21 protein-coding genes are annotated in these 18,030 nt (G+C 73.5%); 7 read left to right on the top strand and 14 right to left on the bottom strand.

What is annotated here, in order from left to right; genetic code table 11:
- Nucleotides 1–149: 149 nt before the first annotated feature.
- Together FRAEUI1C_RS05340 and FRAEUI1C_RS05335 are read right to left on the bottom strand one after the other, a co-directional pair.
- Nucleotides 150–344: a hypothetical protein gene (locus FRAEUI1C_RS05340; protein WP_013422257.1), complete on the bottom strand. Its 195-nt coding sequence runs from the start codon at nt 342–344 to the stop codon at nt 150–152.
- Nucleotides 345–660: 316 nt separating this feature from the next.
- Entirely contained in the window at nt 661–1,017 is a 357-nt protein-coding gene (locus FRAEUI1C_RS05335) for an acylphosphatase (protein ID WP_232425302.1), read from the bottom strand.
- A 25-nt stretch (nt 1,018–1,042) separates the two neighbouring features.
- Between FRAEUI1C_RS05335 and FRAEUI1C_RS05330 the strand changes: the two genes are divergently transcribed.
- Entirely contained in the window at nt 1,043–1,363 is a 321-nt protein-coding gene (locus FRAEUI1C_RS05330; RefSeq protein WP_013422255.1) for a hypothetical protein, read from the top strand.
- 20 nt (nt 1,364–1,383) lie between these two features.
- On the opposite strand, the gene FRAEUI1C_RS05325 is transcribed toward FRAEUI1C_RS05330, so the two are convergent.
- The 9 genes from FRAEUI1C_RS05325 to FRAEUI1C_RS05285 all read right to left on the bottom strand — a co-directional run bounded on the left by FRAEUI1C_RS05325 (nt 1,384) and on the right by FRAEUI1C_RS05285 (nt 9,399).
- A complete protein-coding gene (locus tag FRAEUI1C_RS05325) occupies nt 1,384–2,118 on the bottom strand; it encodes a DUF2786 domain-containing protein (protein ID WP_013422254.1) in 735 nt (244 codons plus the stop codon).
- A 125-nt stretch (nt 2,119–2,243) separates the two neighbouring features.
- Complete coding sequence (gene mutM, locus FRAEUI1C_RS05320) at nt 2,244–3,182, bottom strand: bifunctional DNA-formamidopyrimidine glycosylase/DNA-(apurinic or apyrimidinic site) lyase (protein WP_013422253.1); 939 nt, start codon at nt 3,180–3,182, stop codon at nt 2,244–2,246.
- Nucleotides 3,183–3,185: 3 nt separating this feature from the next.
- Nucleotides 3,186–4,145 (bottom strand): ribonuclease III, encoded by a 960-nt coding sequence (rnc, locus tag FRAEUI1C_RS05315; RefSeq protein WP_013422252.1) that lies wholly within the window; start codon nt 4,143–4,145, stop codon nt 3,186–3,188.
- Nucleotides 4,142–5,176, bottom strand: a complete 1,035-nt coding sequence (locus tag FRAEUI1C_RS05310) for a phosphate starvation protein PhoH (protein WP_041258894.1) — start codon at nt 5,174–5,176, stop codon at nt 4,142–4,144. Before FRAEUI1C_RS05310 ends, rnc begins: the two co-directional genes overlap by 4 nt.
- Nucleotides 5,177–5,183: 7 nt before the next feature.
- On the bottom strand, nt 5,184–5,354 hold the full coding sequence (rpmF, locus tag FRAEUI1C_RS05305; protein WP_013422250.1) for a 50S ribosomal protein L32: 171 nt from the start codon (nt 5,352–5,354) through the stop codon (nt 5,184–5,186).
- Complete coding sequence (locus FRAEUI1C_RS05300; RefSeq protein WP_041258892.1) at nt 5,354–5,956, bottom strand: YceD family protein; 603 nt, start codon at nt 5,954–5,956, stop codon at nt 5,354–5,356. Before FRAEUI1C_RS05300 ends, rpmF begins: the two co-directional genes overlap by 1 nt.
- 163 nt (nt 5,957–6,119) lie before the next feature.
- Entirely contained in the window at nt 6,120–6,602 is a 483-nt protein-coding gene (gene coaD / locus FRAEUI1C_RS05295) for a pantetheine-phosphate adenylyltransferase (RefSeq protein WP_013422248.1), read from the bottom strand.
- Nucleotides 6,599–7,156, bottom strand: a complete 558-nt coding sequence (rsmD, locus tag FRAEUI1C_RS05290) for a 16S rRNA (guanine(966)-N(2))-methyltransferase RsmD (RefSeq protein WP_013422247.1) — start codon at nt 7,154–7,156, stop codon at nt 6,599–6,601. The genes coaD and rsmD overlap by 4 nt, the downstream gene beginning before the upstream one ends.
- Entirely contained in the window at nt 7,153–9,399 is a 2,247-nt protein-coding gene (locus tag FRAEUI1C_RS05285; RefSeq protein WP_041260184.1) for an ATP-dependent DNA helicase RecG, read from the bottom strand. The genes rsmD and FRAEUI1C_RS05285 overlap by 4 nt, the downstream gene beginning before the upstream one ends.
- A gap of 276 nt (nt 9,400–9,675) precedes the next feature.
- On the opposite strand from FRAEUI1C_RS05285, the gene rpmB reads away from it, so the two are divergent.
- Nucleotides 9,676–9,864 carry a 50S ribosomal protein L28 gene (rpmB, locus tag FRAEUI1C_RS37375; protein WP_013422245.1) on the top strand — a complete coding sequence of 63 codons (189 nt, stop codon included), beginning with the start codon at nt 9,676–9,678 and terminating at the stop codon, nt 9,862–9,864.
- A 248-nt stretch (nt 9,865–10,112) separates the two neighbouring features.
- Nucleotides 10,113–10,562, top strand: coding sequence for an SCP2 sterol-binding domain-containing protein (locus tag FRAEUI1C_RS05275; protein WP_013422244.1), 450 nt, complete (start codon nt 10,113–10,115; stop codon nt 10,560–10,562).
- Nucleotides 10,563–10,647: 85 nt separating this feature from the next.
- On the opposite strand, the gene thiD is transcribed toward FRAEUI1C_RS05275, so the two are convergent.
- Nucleotides 10,648–11,526 carry a bifunctional hydroxymethylpyrimidine kinase/phosphomethylpyrimidine kinase gene (gene thiD / locus FRAEUI1C_RS05270; RefSeq protein ID WP_041260179.1) on the bottom strand — a complete coding sequence of 293 codons (879 nt, stop codon included), beginning with the start codon at nt 11,524–11,526 and terminating at the stop codon, nt 10,648–10,650.
- 576 nt (nt 11,527–12,102) lie between these two features.
- Here thiD and FRAEUI1C_RS05265 point away from each other — a divergent pair.
- Together FRAEUI1C_RS05265 and FRAEUI1C_RS05260 are read left to right on the top strand one after the other, a co-directional pair.
- On the top strand, nt 12,103–12,336 hold the full coding sequence (locus FRAEUI1C_RS05265; RefSeq protein WP_013422242.1) for an Lrp/AsnC family transcriptional regulator: 234 nt from the start codon (nt 12,103–12,105) through the stop codon (nt 12,334–12,336).
- 4 nt (nt 12,337–12,340) lie between these two features.
- On the top strand, nt 12,341–12,823 hold the full coding sequence (locus FRAEUI1C_RS05260) for a DUF3515 family protein (RefSeq protein WP_013422241.1): 483 nt from the start codon (nt 12,341–12,343) through the stop codon (nt 12,821–12,823).
- Between the two features lie 30 nt (nt 12,824–12,853).
- On the opposite strand, the gene FRAEUI1C_RS05255 is transcribed toward FRAEUI1C_RS05260, so the two are convergent.
- Nucleotides 12,854–13,978, bottom strand: a complete 1,125-nt coding sequence (locus FRAEUI1C_RS05255) for a D-alanine--D-alanine ligase family protein (RefSeq protein WP_013422240.1) — start codon at nt 13,976–13,978, stop codon at nt 12,854–12,856.
- 618 nt (nt 13,979–14,596) lie between these two features.
- Between FRAEUI1C_RS05255 and murA the strand changes: the two genes are divergently transcribed.
- Nucleotides 14,597–15,955 (top strand): UDP-N-acetylglucosamine 1-carboxyvinyltransferase, encoded by a 1,359-nt coding sequence (gene murA, locus FRAEUI1C_RS05250; protein WP_041260178.1) that lies wholly within the window; start codon nt 14,597–14,599, stop codon nt 15,953–15,955.
- Here murA and FRAEUI1C_RS05245 read toward each other — a convergent pair.
- The gene (locus FRAEUI1C_RS05245) at nt 15,952–16,962 is read right to left on the bottom strand and encodes an NAD(P)H-dependent glycerol-3-phosphate dehydrogenase (RefSeq protein WP_041260177.1); all 1,011 of its coding nucleotides are present in this window, start codon (nt 16,960–16,962) and stop codon (nt 15,952–15,954) included. The two genes, murA and FRAEUI1C_RS05245, sit on opposite strands and share 4 nt — an antisense overlap.
- A gap of 375 nt (nt 16,963–17,337) precedes the next feature.
- Here FRAEUI1C_RS05245 and cofC point away from each other — a divergent pair, with 375 nt between their 5' ends.
- Nucleotides 17,338–18,027, top strand: coding sequence for a 2-phospho-L-lactate guanylyltransferase (gene cofC, locus FRAEUI1C_RS05240; protein WP_041258890.1), 690 nt, complete (start codon nt 17,338–17,340; stop codon nt 18,025–18,027).
- The last annotated feature ends 3 nt before the right edge of the window (nt 18,028–18,030 follow it).

Raw genomic sequence — 18,030 nt, 5'->3', positions numbered from 1 at the left:
GGGCCCGTCGGCCGTCATGACCTGACGGTGCGAACGGCACGCCGCCTGGTCGAGGAATCTCAGCCTCGGAACGCAGGGCCCTCGTGAGACAACTGGGTCGATGGACCGGCGAACCGGCCAAAGCCGGCAAGCAGGATCCGCCGCTCAGGTCAGGTCAGAACGGGCTCTGCTTCCAGTTCGCGGACGTCCTCCGGGACGTCAACGCCAACGAGCGCGTCGTTGACGGCACGCGTGCGGGCGAGCTCGGTCTCGAGCTCGGCTACGCGGGCACGAAGCCGACGTACCTCGTACGAGAGCCGGAGGTCGTTGCCGGAGCCGACGTGGCCGAAAAGGGCCTTCGCCATGGTGATGGTCCTCCACGATGAGTGACCTTGCGGGGTGTTGGGCGCGACAAAACCGGGACGAATCCCGGTGAGGCCGTCCCATCCAACCAACGATGCAACTCCACCGCTGGTCTGCTCCTCCGATGTGCGTCAACTCGCGCCGCACACGTGGGCGGAGTACGCCCCAAAGAATGACCTAAGCCTCTCACACCCCGTCACCGAAAGTCAAGAGCATGCCACAGCTCACGCCGACCGTCCCTGGAACACAGGAAACTTCGGCCTCGATCCGGGGTCGCGGGCAGGACTATCTGTCCAGGTCATCGGGGGTCTAGCGGGTTCAGCGGCGGACAAAGCCGGCCAGCCCGCCCACGGCGGGACCGATCGCGTGTTCTACCCGATCGGTCCGCCCCGGGGTGTGCCCGGTTACTAGGAGTTCCAGCAGCGCGTCGCAGCCCTCGGCCGGACCCTCGGCGATCACGTCGACGCCCCCGTCCGGCCGGTTGGTCGCGGAGCCGACGAGCCCGAGCCGCCGGCCCTTCGTGCGCACGTAGTCCCGGAAACCGACGCCCTGCACCAGGCCGAACACGGACGCGGTCAGTCGAATCGGTTCGACTGACCCGGCCGAGCCGCCACCGACTGTGGCCGACGTCGCGCTTTGGCTCGGCGGCGTCGGCATCTGAGGAAGGTCATTCATCGGCACGGTAGGGTACTGAGCCATCGTGAACACGACATCCTTCCTCCCCAGCAGCCTGGTCCGGCGTGCCGCGCGGCCCGCCCGGCTCGGCCGGCGAGCCGCCGCCGCGGCCGTCACCGTCGGTGCCCTCAGCTCGGCGCTGTTGCTTGCCGGCTGCGGGCAGAACTTCTCCCAGGACGGCGGCGCCGTTCCGGTCCCGAAGGCGACCATCCAGAACGGGCCGACGGCCACGCCCTACGGCAACCCGAACGCCGTACCCGCGCCCAGCGATGGTTACGCGCCTCCGCACACCGCCGGCCCGACCCAGACCGGCGCCCCGAACCTTCCCGGCGGCAAGATCGACTAAGGCGGTCCCGCCTCGCGGGATCAGCCGAGGGCTCGGGGGGCCGGCGTGGCGCCGACCCGGGACTGGGTGCCCAGGTCGGCCCGCTGGCCGGCGTCGAAACCGGCCCGGCCACCGGAGCCGGACAGCTGGCGGCCCCGGGCCGAACGCAGCCGCGGGTAGACGCTCGCCAGGTGCTCATCGACCCGGGCTGACCGGTCCGCGAGCACCAGCGCGACCGACGTCCCCGTGTTCGCCGCCGGCTCGGCCGCCGACCGCGCGGCCTGCTCCGCCGCGGACAGCCGCTGCCGCACGGCGACCGCGAACCCGGCCATCCAGGACCGGCGGAACGCCCGTGGGTCCTCCCACGGCGGCGGCACCGCCACGGCCAGCCCGTGGGCCTGCTGGACCAGCAGCGAGGTGAACAGCAGCTGCGCCCTGGTCAGGTCGGCGTCCATGCCGAACAGGTGCGCGCAGTGCGCGGTGGCACCCGCGCGCCGCTCCGTGCGGTGCACCAGCCGGCAGCCGAGCGGCGCCACGATGCTGGCCAGCAAACTGATCTTGTCCCGGGCGTAGGGCGGGTGGACCTCCAGCACGAGGTCCGCCGCCGCGACCCGGGCCGGCCCGGCCTCCTCGACCAGGGCCCGGTCGATCCCGTACTGGGCGATCAGCTCGGCGGCCTTCGCGTTGTACGTCTCGCGGGCCGCGTCGGTCAGCCCTTCCGCCTCGGCCATCGCGAGAAGCTTGCGCACCCGCCCGAGCAGGGCATCCGAGTTCATGGGGTGTCTCCTTCGTCGCCCGGGATGACCCTCAGGCCACCCGTGCCCCCAGTGTCAGCCTCGACGGGACTCTGCCACGGTCGGGGGGTACACCCCCCGATTCGCGTGTCGCCGCCGCGCCAGCGCTAGTAGCGGGCGTTGCGGGGGGCGGGCTGGCAGGTGGGGCAGCTGAAGCTCGAACGGTTCATGAAGGAGTCGCGGCGGATCGGGCTGCCGCAGCGCGAGCACGGCAGGCCGGCCCGGCCGTAGGCGGTGAGCTCCCGCTCGAACAGCCCGCTCACGCCCTCGGTCGACACGTAGAGCCGGTCGAAGGACGTCCCGCCGGCCGCGAGCGCCGCCGTCAGCACGGTCCGCACCTCGGCCAGCAGGCGACGGGCGTCGGTCCCGCGCAGGGTCTCGGTCGGCCTGGCGTAGTGCAGCCGCGCCGCCCACAGCGCCTCGTCGGCGTAGATGTTGCCGATCCCGCTCACGAGTCCCTGGTCCAGCAGCGCCCGCTTGAGCCCGGTACGCCGGGCGGCCAGGCCCGCGACGAAGGCGGTGTCGTCGAAGAGCGGATCCAGCGGGTCACGGGCGATGTGCGCCATCGGGGCTGGCAGCGCCGCTCCCCCCTCGTCGACGAGCATGTGCCCGAACGTCCGCTGGTCGACGAAGCGCAGCTCACGGCCGCCGTCCGTGAAGGTGAGCCGTATCCGCAGATGCGTCTGGTCCGGGGCGCTGGGTGGCACGACGAGCAGCTGCCCGCTCATGCCGAGGTGCCCCAGCAGCGCGTCCCCGTCACGCGGCCCGGCGGGTAGCGGCGCGGCGGCCGGGGCGAGGCCGGCGGGCTCGGGATGCGGCGCTGGGCCCCGGTCCGGGTCTGCGGACAGCGCCAGCCACAGGTACTTGCCGCGGCGTCGGGCGGCCGTGACGGTCTGGCCGACCAGCACGCCCGCGAAGTCGGCCGCACCGCCGGTGTGGCGGCGCACGGCCCGTGGGTGCAGCACGGTGACGGTGGCGATGGTCCGGCCGACTACGCCGCGTTCCAGGCCCCGCCGGACGACCTCCACCTCGGGGAGCTCGGGCACGTCCTAGCCCGGATCGAGCGCGGGCGCGCCCTCGGGCTCCAGCGTGGCGGCCTCGGCCGACTGGGCGCTCACGTCGGCGGGGCCTGGCCCGGCCTGGCCCGGCGCCTGGCCGTCAGCCGCCTGGCCGTCGACCAGCTCGCCGGGCGCGGCGCTCAGGTCCGCCGCGGCGTCCGCGGGCTCGGCCGCGCCCGCCGCCGATCGGCCTTCGAGCGCGAGGAACGCACGCTCGGCGGCCCGCTGCTCGGCCTCCTTCTTGCTCCCGCCCTCGCCCTCGCCGTAGATCCGGTCGGAGATCCGGGCGCGGGCGGTGAACCGCTTGGCGTGGTCGGGACCGGAGTCCGTCACGACGTAGTCAGGCGGGCCCATCCCCAGCTCGGCGGTGCGCTCCTGCAGCGAGGTCTTCCAGTCGAGCCCGGCACCGCGGCCGGCGGCCTCGTCGAGCAGCGGGTCGAAGTAGCGGTGGACCAGCTGCGCGGCGACCTCGAGCCCGAGCTCCAGGTAGACGGCGCCGATCAGCGCCTCCAGCGTGTCGGCCAGGATGCTCGCCTTGTCGCGCCCGCCGGTCGTCTCCTCGCCCTTACCCAGCAGCAGGTAGGGCCCGATTCCCTTGGGCCCGATGACCCGCGCGACGTCGGCGAGCGCACGGCTGTTCACCACCGAGGCACGCTGCTTGGCCAGCGCTCCCTCGGGGAGGTCGGGGTGGCGGTTGTACAGGGCGTCGGTGACCACCAGCTGCAGGACGGCGTCGCCGAGGAACTCCAGCCGCTCGTTGGTCGGCAGCCCGCCGTTCTCGTAGGCGTACGAGCGATGGGTGAGGGCCCGGTCGAGCAGGTCCGGGCCAAGACTCAGCCCGAGGGCGGCGAGCAGACCGGCCCGCAGCTCGATCACCGCCGCGCCGCGGCTGGCGGAGTCCCTGGCCCGCTCCGGCCCGGCACCGCGGCGCTCGCCCGCTCCCGCGCTCACAGCGACAACCCCGCGAGTGCCCGGCGCCGCGCGACCAGCCGCGCGAGCTCGGCGCGGATCTGGCCGACCAGCCCGTCACGGAACACGGTCGCCGCGGTCGCCAACGCCGCGGGAAGACCCGTGGACAGGTCGTCCGGACCGCCGACCGGATCGCCCGCGCGCACCGCGACGCCGTCCACCCCCAGCACGATCGTCCCCCCCTGCAGATCAGGGCCGGCCGGACTGCGCCAGGCCGGGTCCAGTCCTCCGGAAGCGTCCGGGCCGGCCGTCGCGGCCGCTGCCCGCACGGCGCGCAGGCAGGACAGGACGACGTCACCGGTGAAGCCGTCGGTCACCACCACGTCCGGGCGCGGCAGGTCCGATCCGTTCATGGCGACCAGGGACCCCGCGTCCACCTGGCCGACGTAGTCGATGCCCAGCGAGCCGAGCAGCTCGTGCGCGGCCCGGCGCACCGTGTCCGGCAGCGCCGGACGGGCGGCGAGCAGGCCGACCCGAGGCTCACCCGCGCCGGCCCGGACCCGCGCGTAGGCCGCCGCGGCCAGCGCGAACTGGGCCAGGTCGTCCGAGGTCACGTCGACGGAGCCACCGGCGTCGCAGAGCACGACGCCGGCCGGGTCACCCGGACGACTGACGTCGACGACGGCCGCGAGTGAGGCCCTGGTCGCTCCCGGGAGCAGCCCGAAGGTGAACTGGGCGGCGGCGGCGATCGCTTCCAGCGGAGCCACCGAGACCATCGCGTCCGCCTTGCCGTCCCGGACCAGCCGGGCGGCGACACGCACGCCACTGTCCCGACGGGCCCGCACGTCGCGAACCGCGCCAGCGCCGGCGGGGATGCCCCGAGCGGCGGTGACAACGTGCACCCGGTCGCCGGTCACGATGCCTCGGCCGGCCAGGTCGTCGGTCGTCGAGCCCGGTCGGACGACAAGCGTCACGACCAGCTCGGGGTCGGCGTCCAGGGCGGCGGGAAGGGAGTCCAGCACCGATTCGGGCTGGGCTCCTTCCCCGAGGAGATCTACGGCGACGCGGGTCACGTCGAGATCAGACGTCGAGCACCTGTCGGTCGCCGTACCGGCCACAGGTCGGGCAGGCGTTGTGCTGCCGGATCACGTGGCCACGCGGGCACTTCGACAGGGCGGGAAGGACAGCCTTCCACTGCGAGCGCCGAGAACGCGTGTTGCTGCGCGACATCCGCCGCTTCGGGACGGCCACTAGGACTTCTCCTTCGTCTCCCGCGCGGCGGCGTCGCCGGCGGTTCCAGCTTCGGTCAGTGCTGACAGTGCCGCCCACCGGGGGTCGGCGCTGTCGTGGGAGTGGTCAGGCTCGACGTCGGCCAGCCGGACGCCACAGTCGACGCACAGGCCCTCGCAGTCCGGGTCGCACAGCGGCGACAGCGGCAGGTCCAGGACCAGCGCGTCTCGCACCACCGGCGCGAGGTCGACGTGGTCATCGACGACGACGAGCACGTCCTCTTCCTCGTCGTCGATCTCCTCGGCCCGGTCCGGGTAGTAGAACAGCTCGCGCACCTCGACGGTGACCTCGTCGTGGACCTCGTCGAGGCAGCGCGCGCACTCCCCCACCAGGTCGGCGGACGCGGTACCGCTGACCAGGACGCCCTCGTGCACCGACTCCAGCCGCAGGTCCAGGCTGACCAGCCCGCCGGCCGGCACCCGCAGCATCGGCGTCCCCATGTCGTGGGCCGCCGGCACCTGCGTGCGGACAGGCCGCATCGACCCGGGCCGACGGCCGAGCTCGCGGATGTCGAGCACGAAGGGGCCACGCGGGGTCTGGCGGCGGGGACGATGTCCGGTCATAGCTGCGGGGGTCACGAGATCTCGTCAGGTTGAGCAGGTGAGTGGGCGTTGTCAGCGAAAGTCACGCGCACCAAGGCCGACGGCCCCGGGCACGGGTTACGAGCCTATCTGATCGCAAGCCCGCAACCACCATGCACCCTCGCGACAAGATCCCGACCCTGGTTTACAGGCGCTCGCGCAGGTGCTTGAGGACGACGTCGGGGACGAGGCCGGCCACGTCGCCGCCGTACCGGGCGACTTCCTTGACCAGGCTGGACGACAGGAACGCGTACTGCGGATTGGTGCTCATGAAGAGCGTCTCGACCCCGGCAAGCCGGTGGTTCATCTGGGCCATCTGCAGCTCGTAGTCGAAGTCGCTGACGGCCCGCAGGCCCTTCACGATCGACTGGATGCCGTGGGCTCGACAGAAGTCGACCAACAGCCCGTGGGAGGACTCGACGACGATGTTGCCGGCGGCCTGCGGATGATCTCGAACCGCCTGCCGGATCAGGTCCATGCGCTCCTCCACCGTGAACAGGGTGGATTTGCCTTTGTTGATCAGGACGGCGACGACGACCTCATCGAACTGGGTGCTGGCCCGCATGATGATGTCGAGATGGCCGTTCGTGATCGGGTCGAAGGAACCAGGACAGACAGCCCTCCTCATGATCGAGAACCGTACCAGAGGACGGCTTCTCCGTACCCGCGCGAACGGACCTCGACGAGCCCGTCCGGCCAGCTCGGGGGCGCCGAGCGACGGGCCCGCTCGACCACACAGACACCGCCCCTATCCAGCCAGCGGCGATCAACCAGCCGAACGAGCACCTCACCCAGCCGACCGTCATCGAGCGCATACGGAGGGTCCAGGAAGACCACGTCGTAAGCCTGCCCGGGAGTGGCGTCCACCACACGTTCGACGGCGCCGACGACGATCTCGGCGCCGGCCAGTCCCAGTTCGGCGGCGTTGCGGCGCACGACCTGGGCCGCCTTCGGGTCCCGCTCGACCAGCAGCGCGTGCGCGGCGCCCCGGGACAGCGCCTCCAGGCCGACGGCGCCGCTGCCCGCGTACAGGTCGGCGACCCGCGCCCCGTCGAGGTCGACCAGGCTCGCCAGCGAGTTGAACAGCCCCTCGCGAGCGCGGTCGGAGGTCGGCCGGGTCCCCTGCCCCGGCGGCACGGCCAGCCGCCGGCCGCCGGCGACCCCGCCGACGACCCGGGTCACCCCTTCTCCAGGAACTCGACCGGCCGGTCGTCGAGGGCGATGGCGATCCTGCGGCCCAGCCCGGGATGCGCGACGAGCTCCGGATCGGCGGCGACCAGCCGGGCCGCCTCCTCGCGGGCGTCGAGGATCAGCCGCTCGTCCTTGAGCAGCTCCAGCAGCCGCACGCCACGAGCCCGGCCGGACTGGCTCGCGCCCAGCACGTCGCCCTCCTTGCGCTGGCCCAGGTCGAGCCGGGCCAGCTCGGCGCCGTCGGTGGTCGCGGCCACGTTCGCGAGGCGCTGCGTCGCCGGGGTGTCGCCGTCGACCTCCGTGTGCAGCAGGCAGACCCCGGCGCCCTGCCCGCGCCCGACCCGGCCGCGCAGCTGGTGGAGCTGGGAGACGCCGAACCGGTCGGCATCCATGATCGCGATCACGGTGGCGTTCGGCACGTCGACCCCGACCTCGATCACCGTGGTCGCGACCAGCACGTCCAGCTCGCCGGCGGCGAACCTGGTCATCACCGAGTCCTTGGCGTCGGCCGGCAGCCGGCCGTGCAGCGCGGCGAGCCTCAGGCCGGCGAGCGGCCCGTCGGCCAGCCACGGCAGCAGCTCCTCGACCCCGGCGCCGGCGAGCGAGCCGTCCTCGGCCGGGATGGTCACCGGCCGCTCGGTGGCCTTGCCCGCGCGGCGCGGGGCGTCGGAGGCCTCGTCGTCGCCGGCCGCGGCCAGGTCCTCCTCGTCGCGGCCGACCGCGACCGAGCTGATCCGCGGGCACACGACGTAGGCCTGGTGGCCGGCGGCGACCTCGTCCCGGATCCGGCCCCAGATCCGGTCCCGCCAGGCGGGGTGCGCCGCGGCGTCGACGACGAACGTCGAGATCGGCTGCCGGCCGGCCGGCAGCTGGGTCAGCGTCGACACCTCAAGGTCACCGAAGACGGTCATGGCGACCGTCCGCGGGATCGGCGTCGCCGTCATCACCAGCACATGTGGCGGCTGGGCGGCCCTCGCGCGCAACGCGTCCCGCTGTTCCACGCCGAACCGGTGCTGCTCGTCGACCACGACCAGGCCGAGGTCGTGGAAGGCGACTCCCTCGTGCAGCAGCGCGTGCGTCCCGATCACCAGGCCGGCACTGCCGTCGGCCGCCGCGGCGAGCGCCGCACGCTTGGCGCGGGCCCCGACCGAGCCGGTGACCAGGGCGATCCGGGTCGCCGGCGGGGTCTCGTCCAGCTCGCCGGCCCGGCCGAAGCCGCCGAGCAGCGCGCGGATGCCGCGGTAGTGCTGGGTCGCGAGCGTCTCGGTCGGCGCCAGCAGCGCCGCCTGGCCGCCGGCGTCGACCACGGCGAGCATGGCCCGGACCGCGACCACCGTCTTGCCGGACCCGACCTCGCCCTGGAGCAGCCGGTGCATCGGGACCGGCTCGGCGAGCTCCTCCTGGATCGTCGCGCCCACCTCCCGCTGGCCCTCGGTGAGCGCGAACGGCAGCTGGCCGTCGAAGGCCGCCAGGATGCCGTCAGGGCGCGCGGGCCGGGCCACCGTCGCCATCGCCGAGATAGCGCGGCGACGCTGGGCGAGAATCACCTGGAGGGTCAGCGCCTCGTCCCACTTCAGCCGCCGGTGGGCGCGCTCGACGTCGCCGCGCGACTCCGGTCGGTGCGCCAGCTCGTACGCGGTCCGCAGGTCGACGAGCCGGTAGCGGGCCAGCAGGTCGGCGGGCAGCGGGTCGGGCAGCTCCGCGACAGTGTCCAGCAGCACCCGGACACTGCGGCTGATCACCGGTGACGCGACGTGCTCCGACGCCGGATAGATCGGCACCAGCGCGCGGGCCCACCGGTCCGGGTCGTCGCTCTCGTCATCCTCGTCCAGGCGGTTGGTCTCCGGGTTGACCATCTGCAGCTGCTTGCGGAACCGGTCGACCTTCCCGGAGAACGCGGCCACCGAGCCGGCGGGCAGCCGGCGGGCCGGCGACCGGCTGGGGTTGAAGTAGGTCACGGTCATCTGGGCGGTGCCGTCGGTCACGGTCAGTACGTCGAACCGCCGGCCGGTGCGGGCCTGCCTGCTCTCGTGCTTGACGACCTTCGCGTGCACGGTCGAGACCTCGCCCTCGACGAGATCGCGCAGGTTCGTCAGCTCGCCGCGCTGGTGGTAGCGGCGCGGCAGGTGGTCAAGCAGGTCGGCGACGGTGACCAGGCCGAGCGGGCGCTCGGCCAGTCGCTTGGCCATCCGTGCCTCGACCACGCGGGTCAGCGGAGTGTCGAGCTCGATCACGAAACCGATACTGCACCCGACCAGTGACAGTCCGGTCGCGAGACGCCGTCCGAAGCCGAGCCGGGGCCGGAACCCAACTCGGTCATCGCTGGGGTAGCCTGCTGTGAGCACCACCGCGTCCGGCGTCGCAGGATCGACACAAAATGATGTGACTCCTGCTGACTGCCCAAAGCCGACAGGCCCTGGGCGCGGGGTGCAAGCCGCGCCAGCGGCGGGTCAGTGCGGCCGGAGCCCCGGCCGCCGATCAATCAGCTACTTCTTGGCGGAGAGTTCCTCGTGTCTTCGGTGTGCGACGTCTGCGGCAAGGGGCCGGGCTTCGGTATGTCGGTCTCCCACTCCCACCGGCGCACGCGGCGGCGCTGGAACCCCAACATCCAGACGGTGCATGCCCTCATCGGCCGCACCCCGAAGCGCCTCAACGTGTGCACCTCGTGCATCAAGGCGGGCAAGGTGACGCGGGCGTAGTTCCCGCCGTCCCTCCGGTGCGCCGCGCGCACCGGGACGCTCCAGGCTTCCTCGACAAGGCGCCGTCACGGTCGTGACGGCGCCTTGTCGGCGTGTCCGGAACCGCCAGGCGCCCGTTGGGGACCACACCGGCCCGGCGGCTTCCGACAAGGCCGCCGGGCCGGTGTGGGGTGCCCCGTGCGGGAGGCCGCCCTGGGCGTGCTGATATGTGAGGGATCGGTTTTCACACGTAGCACGGGAGTGCCGCCATGCCCCAGACCTTGCCGGATCTCGCCGCGTTCAGCCTCGAGGAGCTGGTCGCCTACACCGGCGGGCTCTCCGATGCCGCGTTGACCGAGCTGATGAGCGGACCGGAGCGGACCACGCTGCTGGACGAGTACTTCGGCCGGATCGCCCGCCAGGCCATCCCGGAGAAGATCAAGGGCCAGGACGCGGTGGTGCACTTCCACATCACCGAGCGGCCCGACGGCGGCGTCGACTACTACGAGATGGTGGTCCGGGACGGCGCCTGCACGATCAGCAAGCAGGTCGTCGAGTCCGCGAAGGTGACCGTGACCCTCGACGGCGTCCGCTTCATCAAGCTGATCAGCGGCAAGGCCGACCCGACCAAGTGGTTCCTCACCCGCAAGCTGAAGATCAGCGGTGACATGATCTTCGGCGGCAAGGTGATGAGCTGGTTCGACATCCCCACCCCGTGACGCCCGCCGACCTCGGCTGACGGGGTCGGTCGGGCATGACCCGGGCCAGCCCGCGCGGGGCTGGCCCGGTGGCTGGCGCGGGCCGTCAGCCGGCCGCCCCGGCGCCAGTGGCCGTGGCGGTGCTGGCTGTGGCGGTGCTGGCCGTGGGGCTGGCGGTCGCCCGCCAGCGCCAGCCGTGGTCGACCGGCCCGATCCCCGCGCCGAGGGCGAAGCCGGTGCGCAGCGCGCCGGTCACGTAGTCCTTGCCAGCCCGGGTCGCCGCCGGCACGTCGAGGCCCATCGCGAGACCGGCCGCGATCGCGGACGCGAGCGTGCACCCCGTCCCGTGCGTGTGCCGGTTGTCCGCCCGCGCGGCCCGCAGGACGACCTCGGTCGTGCCGTCGGTGAGCAGGTCGACGGCCTCCCCCGGCAGATGGCCGCCCTTGACCACCACCCACCGCGGTCCGAGGTCGAGCATCGCTCTGGCCGCGCGCCACAGGCCCGGCTCGTCGCGGACCTCGACGCCGGTGAGCAGCACGACCTCGTCGAGGTTCGGGGTGGTCACCGTCGCCAGCGGCAGCAGTTCGTCCCGCAGCACGGCCACCGCCTCGGGCGCCAGCAGCCGGTGGCCGTGCTTAGAGACCCCGACCGGGTCGACGACGAGCGGTGCCGCCAGGCCCCGCAGCTCCGTGGCCACGGCCCGGACCAGCTCCGGGCTGGCCAGCATCCCGGTCTTGACAGCGTCCACGCCGATGTCGCCGACGACCGAGGCGATCTGGGCCCGAACGGCCTCGACCGGCAGCTCCCAGACGCCCTGGACGCCGACCGAGTTCTGCGCCGTCACGGCCGTCACCGCGGTCATCCCGTGGACGCCGAAAGCGGCCGCCGTCTTCAGGTCGGCCTGAATTCCCGCGCCGCCACCCGAATCGGAACCGGCGATCGCCAGCACCCGCGGTGGCGCGGCGCCTGGCCCGGGAATGGCCATGAAATCCGAGGTCAGCGCCACTGCGCCGCCTTCGCGGCCGGCACGGAACACCGATTGCGCGCCGTCGGGCCGGTCGGCCCGGATTCCGGCCGGAATGTCATCCTGGTCACATTTCCTCCACACCGGGGCCGGCCTGCGCACCCGGCCGCACCACCGGCCCGCAGGCCGCCGGACCGCCGGTCACCTTGTCAGTTTGCCCACAACAACCCGCATGCGCGCTTGGCCTGACAATCGTCGGGTGGTATCAATCACAGACCGGGGGCTCTTATCGCGCCCCGGTGGTGGCGCACCCGCCGCGACCGGAGCCCATCGGGGCCGTACGGCGTCACGGAGACTCGCGCGTTCACAGCAGTTCCTTCGGCTGGGAGCCTCTCACGGCGGCCGATTGCCTGTTACCGTCTGTCGGCCCGTACTTCTGCTCGACGGGCGGTGGGCGTTCGACAGGCGCGAACGTGGCCGTACGCACTGGCCCGCACCTGGCCGAACGTCATTGCTTCAACTTGGCCGAATGGCACTGGCCCGCAGCTGGCCGGCAAAAGCCGGCCGGCACTCGGCCGGAGGGAACTGGGAGCTTCTGTGGTCCACGCGTACATCCTCATCCAGACCGAGGTCGGCAAGTCCGCGTCGGTGGCCAAGGAGATCGAGCAGATCCCCGGCGTCACGCAGGCGGAGGACGTCACCGGGCCATATGACGTGATCGTGCGGGCCGAGGCGAGCTCCGTCGACGACCTCGGCAAGCAGATCATGTCCCGCGTGCAGGCGGTCGAGGGAATCACCCGCACGCTGACCTGCCCCGTCGTGCATTTCTGATCCGATGGGATTCGCCCGACGGGCGGTCGTGCCGGCGGCGCTGGTGATCGCCCTCGCCGGGTGCGGCGGCGGTTCCGGCCCGGTCCAGGTGACGGGGGCGCCGGCGCCGACGGGGGCGGCCGCCGCGTCCTGCCGGGCCCTGCTGGCGGCGCTCCCCGCCTCGCTCGGCAAGGGCCTCGACCGGCGGGACGTCAGCCCGCCCGGCGTGTTCGCCGCCGCCTACGGCAAGTCGCCCGTCGTGCTCACCTGCGGGGCCGACGGCCTGCCCGCCACCTACCAGAAGACCTCGGACGTCGCCGAGGTCAACCGGGTGAGCTGGTTCTCCGAGCAGACGGCCGGCAAGACGCTCCTGTCGACGCCGACCCGGCGCCCGCAGGTGACGATGCTGGTGCGGGACGACGCCCAGACCTGGGACCTGCTGGTCGCGGTCGCCTCGGCGATCCGGGCCCACACCACCTCGACCGTCCCGGAGACGCCGACCCCGTAGGCCCCAGCAGGGCCACGACCCTGGGCTGGCCTAGCGCAGGCCGCTGCCTCGGCGCAGCGCCAGCTGGATGAGGCGCTCGACCAGGGCCGGGTAGTCCAGCCCGCTGGCCGCCCACATCCGGGGGAACAGCGAGGACGGGGTGAAGCCCGGCATCGTGTTCACCTCGTTGAGGACCACCTCGCCGGCCGCGGTGAGGAACACGTCCACCCGCGCGAGGCCGGCGCAGTCCAGCGCCTGGAACGCGGCACCGGCCGCGGCCCGCACCCGGTCGGCGATCCCGGCCGGCAGGTCGGCCGGGACGTCGAGCCGGGTCGCGTCGGAGGAGTACTTGGCCGCGAAGTCGTAGAACCCGGCGGCCGAGTCGACGACGATCTCCGCCGGCAGGCTGGTCTCGGGCGGCCCGCCGCCGAGGGCGTCTAGCACCCCGCACTCGATCTCCCGGCCGAGGATGGCCGCCTCGACGAGCACCTTCGGGTCCGACTCGCGCGCCGTCTTGATCGCGGTGTCCAGGTCCGCCCAGGCGTCCACCCGGCTGATCCCGATGCTCGACCCGCCGCGGGCCGGCTTGACGAAGACCGGCAGCCCGAGGCGCCGCTTCTCGGCCTCGGAGAGCGTCTCGCCCGCCCGGAGCACCGCGTACGGGCCGACCGGGAGGCCGGCCGCCGCCAGCAGGGTCTTCATGTGCTGCTTGTCCATCGCCGCGGCACTCGCGAACACCCCGGAGCCGACGTAGGGCAGCCCGGCCATCTCCAGCAGGCCCTGGATCGTCCCGTCCTCGCCATACGGCCCGTGCAGCACCGGGAAGACGACGTCGACGTCCAGGTCTCCGAGCGCCCCGGCGACGGCCGGCACGCCCCCCGGCGCGGCCTCCACGGCGACGAGCGAGGCTCCGTTCGGGTCGGGCGGCAGGACGACCCCGCGCCCCGCCTCCGGCCGGACCTGGGGCAGTTCCTGACCGACGCCGGCCAGCACCGCCGGGTCGTCGGGAAGCACCAGCCACCGGCCGTCGGGCGCGATGCCGACCGGGATGACCTCATATTTCTCGCGGTCGACGGCGGCCAGCACTCCGCGCGCGGACACGCAGGAGATTGCGTGTTCGGTGCTGCGCCCGCCGAACACGATCGCCAACCGGTGCCTGCCCGCGAAGCCAGCCATGCCGGGGACAGTAGCCGACCGCCGATTGCGTCCGAGTGAACACGGGCGCTTGCTCCGGATTGCCCGATCGCCGCCGATCGTCCCTCGGCGGCCCTGCGGGCCGGCTCCCGCGGGTCTCGGCCCACGGGTCGGGCCGGACGGGCACCATGAGGCCACTCCATCAGTCCGTTACCTGTCGGCTACCCGCAGTCGCGCCCGGGGCGTCGAGTGACCGGCCTGCGTCCAGGCGGTCTCGGGCCATTGACGCTCCATAGCTACCGTGTGGCGCGGACGTGGGCGCGACGTGGTGTCGCTCCCCGGCCGCGCGGCGCCGGGCCTCCCGGCCGGGGCCGTCTGATTGAATTCCAGAGGCCGATCGTCCCCACGGGCCACCGGGCGCGGCCGGAGAGCTCGCGCCCCGGCCCGAGAGATGACCTCGATCGACCAAGCCGAGGCGGGCCGCACGCTCGCCGCCGTCGAGAGGTCTCGCGGGACCAGCCACGTCCGCACAGCGGACCGCCGGAGCCCGAGAACCGATCCGTAGGAGGCCGACCCGTGCCCCATACCTCCCCGATCGACGACCTCCCAGCAGACGTCCCCGACCAACGGCCGGTCCAGGCGCCCGCCGCCGGCAGCTCGCTGAGCTTCGCGACGGCCGGGGACCGGCACCGTTACCGGATCGTCGGCGGTCAGCCGCTGTTCGGCTCGGTCGAGGTGTCCGGGGCGAAGAACTCGGTCACGAAGCTGCTGGTCGCCACCCTGCTGACGGACGAGCCCTGCACCCTGGCCCGGGTGCCGCGGATCGTCGAGGTCGACGTCGTGCTCGGCATGCTGGCCGAGCTCGGCGCCGAGGTGGAATGGCTGGACGACCACCGGGTCCGGATCCAGACCGCGCGGATCACCGACCCGTCCCTCTCGGAGATGTACTCCGGGGTGAACCGGATCCCGATCCTGATGATGGGCCCGCTGCTGCACCGGGTCGGCGAGGCGGTCGTGCCGCTGCCCGGCGGCTGCCGGATCGGCAAACGCCCGGTCGACTTCCACCTCACCGGCCTGCGGGCGATGGGCGCCGAGATCGTCGAGCAGCTTCGCTCGGTCCAGGTCAAGACGCTCGGCCTGCACGGCGCCCACGTCGAGCTGCCGTTCCCGAGCGTCGGCGCCACCGAGAACCTGCTGCTCGCGGCCGTCCGAGCCAAGGGCACCACGGTGATCTCCAACGCGGCGGTCGAGCCGGAGGTCATCGACCTCATCCTTTTCCTGCAGCAGATGGGCGCGCTCGTCGACGTCGAGGTCGACCGCACGATCGTCGTCCAGGGCGTCGAGCGGCTGCACGGCGCGGACCACACCGCGATCCCGGACCGCATCGAGGTCGCCTCGTTCGCCGCGGCCGCTGTCGCCACCGACGGCCGGGTCGACGTCAGGGGCGCCCGCCAGGAGCACGTCGCCACGTTCCTGAACCACCTGCGCCGGATCGGCGGGGAGTTCCGGGTCACCGACGACGGGATCACCTTCTACAAGGACCGCGAGCTGACCGCCACGCACGTCCAGACCGATGTGCACCCCGGGTACATGACCGACTGGCAGCAGCCCCTCGTGGTGCTGCTGACGCAGGCTCAGGGCGCCTCGGTGGTCCACGAGACCATCTACGAGGACCGGTTCGGCTACACCCGCCAGCTCAACGCCATGGGCGCGAGCATCGCGCTGTCGACGAACTGCCTGGGCGGCAAGGCCTGCCGGTTCGCGGCCCGGGACTTCGAGCACTCCGCTGTCGTGTCAGGACCGACGCCGCTGGTCGGCGGCGACCTGGAGATCCCCGACCTGCGGGCCGGCTTCGCCTACGTGCTGGCCGCTCTCGTCGCGGGCGGCGCGAGCACCATCTCGGGAACCCGCTTCCTGGAGCGTGGCTACGAGGACCCGGTCGGCAAGCTGCGCTCGATCGGCGCCATGATCGAGACGATCCCCGTGGCCGGGCCCACCCAGTCCGGCGCCGCCGTCTAGGAGGGCGGAACGGGCGCGACCGCGTGGAACTCGGGGCCCGGCTCGCGGCTCATGAGCTCCTTGACGGCCTCCAGCGGCGGCAGGCCCTCGTACAGCACCCGTTCCACCTGCCGGCTGATCGGCATGTGCACGCCCAGCCCGTCCGCGAGCGCGAGCAGCGGCCGGCAGGACCGGACCCCCTCGGCGACCTGGCGCTGCTCCGCCAGCACGGCGTCGAGGGTCATCCCCCGGCCGAGCTTCTCGCCGAAGGTCCGGTTGCGCGACCGCGGCGACGCGCAGGTGGCGACCAGGTCGCCCAGCCCGGCCAGGCCGGCGAGGGTACGTGGGTCCGCGCCCATCGCCACGGCGAACCGGGTCGTCTCGGCCAGGCCACGGGTGATCAGCGAGGCGAGGCTGTTCAGCCCGAACCCGAGGCCCTCCAGCATCCCGGCGGCGAGCGCGATGACGTTCTTCACCGCGCCGCCCAGCTCACAGCCGACGACGTCGGCGTTCGTGTACGGCCGCAGGTAGGGCGTCCAGCACGCGGCCTGCACCTGCGCCGCGGTCGCGGACGAGGCACTGGCCACCACGGTCGCCGCCGGATCCTCGACGGCGATCTCGCCGGCCAGGTTCGGCCCGCTGACGACGGCGATCCGGTCCGCGCCGACGCCGGCCACCTCGCCGATCACCTCGCTCATCCGCCGGCAGGTGCCGTCCTCGACGCCCTTCATGAGGCTGACGTAGACGGCCGACGGCTCGACGAGGGGCGCCCACGCGGCCAGGGCGGCGCGCAGCCCCTGCGACGGCACGGCGAGAACCACCAGGCCGGCGCCGGCGAGCGCCTCAGCGGGGTGGTGGGTCGCCCGGACGAGATCTGGTAACCGGATGCCGGGCAGGTACCGAGGGTTGCGGTGCTCGGCGTTGATGGCCGCCGCGAGCGCCTCGTCCCGGGTGACCAGGGTCACCCGGCGGCCCGCGTCGGCGAGAATCTTCGCGAACACCGTGCCCCACGACCCGGCGGTGAGCACGGCGGCCGTCAGCCGCGGGCCGGCCGTGGGCCCGCGCTGTCCCACGGGGGACTCAGAACTCCCGGCGTCGGGGTGCGGCCACGACGGGAAAGGCTTACTGGCATTGCCGTTCGTCGTCATGCCGCCGCAGTCTCACCCACTCGTCACCCGGCCGTCGACCATCCCTGCTGGTGGCCGTGGCGCCGACGCTATGTCAACGAGGCAGCACGGACGTCGGTGCCACCGCCGGCGTCACTGTGGCACGTCCGGCCGGTCGCCCGCCGTCGTTGCTGGCGTGGCTGGCGTGGCGACCGGGCCCGCCGGACTGCCGCCCCACTCCGGTGGATGAAAGCCCGCGCCGCCCATCTGGGCCAGCGGTTGCCCTATCGTCGGGACGTGGCGGCCGGGCGACCCGAGGGATGGATCGTGGTGCTGCCGTTGAAGCGGCTGGGCGCGGCCAAGAGCCGCCTCGAGCATCCGGACCGGGCGGCGCTCGCGCTCGCGATGGCGACCGACACGGCCGCGGCGGCCGCGGCGGCCGGCCCCGACCTGGTCGCCGGCGTCCTGCTCGTCACCAACGACCCCGCGGCGAGCGCGGCCATCACCGGGGACGGCCTCGCCCACCCTGACGACCGCCCGACGCCGGTCGTCGCCATTCCCGACCTGCCCGACCGGGGGCTGAACCCGGCGCTGCGGCACGGCGCCAGGGCCGTCGCGCGCCGCTGGCCCGGCCACGGCGTCGCCGCGCTGTCCGCCGATCTGGCCGCCCTGCGCCCCGGGGAGCTTCGGGCCGCGCTGCTGGCCGCGCCGGCGGCGGGCCGGGCCGTGCTCGCCGACGCCGCCGGCACGGGCACCGTCCTGCTGTGCGCGGCGCCCGGCAGCCCGCTGCTGCCGCACTTCGGCGTCGGCAGCCACGCGCGCCACGTCCGGTCGGGCGCGTTCGACCTGACCGGCCCACTCGCGGCGGCGGTCCCGGGCCTGCGCCGCGACGTCGACACGGTCGCCGACCTGGCCGCGGCCAGGCTGCTCGGCGTCGGCCCCGCCACCCGGGCGGTCCTCGCCAGCACCGCCGCGAACGCCGGCTGACGG

The organism is Pseudofrankia inefficax (genome assembly GCF_000166135.1).
In the GTDB taxonomy this organism is placed as follows: domain Bacteria; phylum Actinomycetota; class Actinomycetes; order Frankiales; family Frankiaceae; genus Pseudofrankia; species Pseudofrankia inefficax.
Note: the sequence above shows the minus strand (reverse complement) of the source record. Positions and strands in the feature narration are given on the sequence as shown.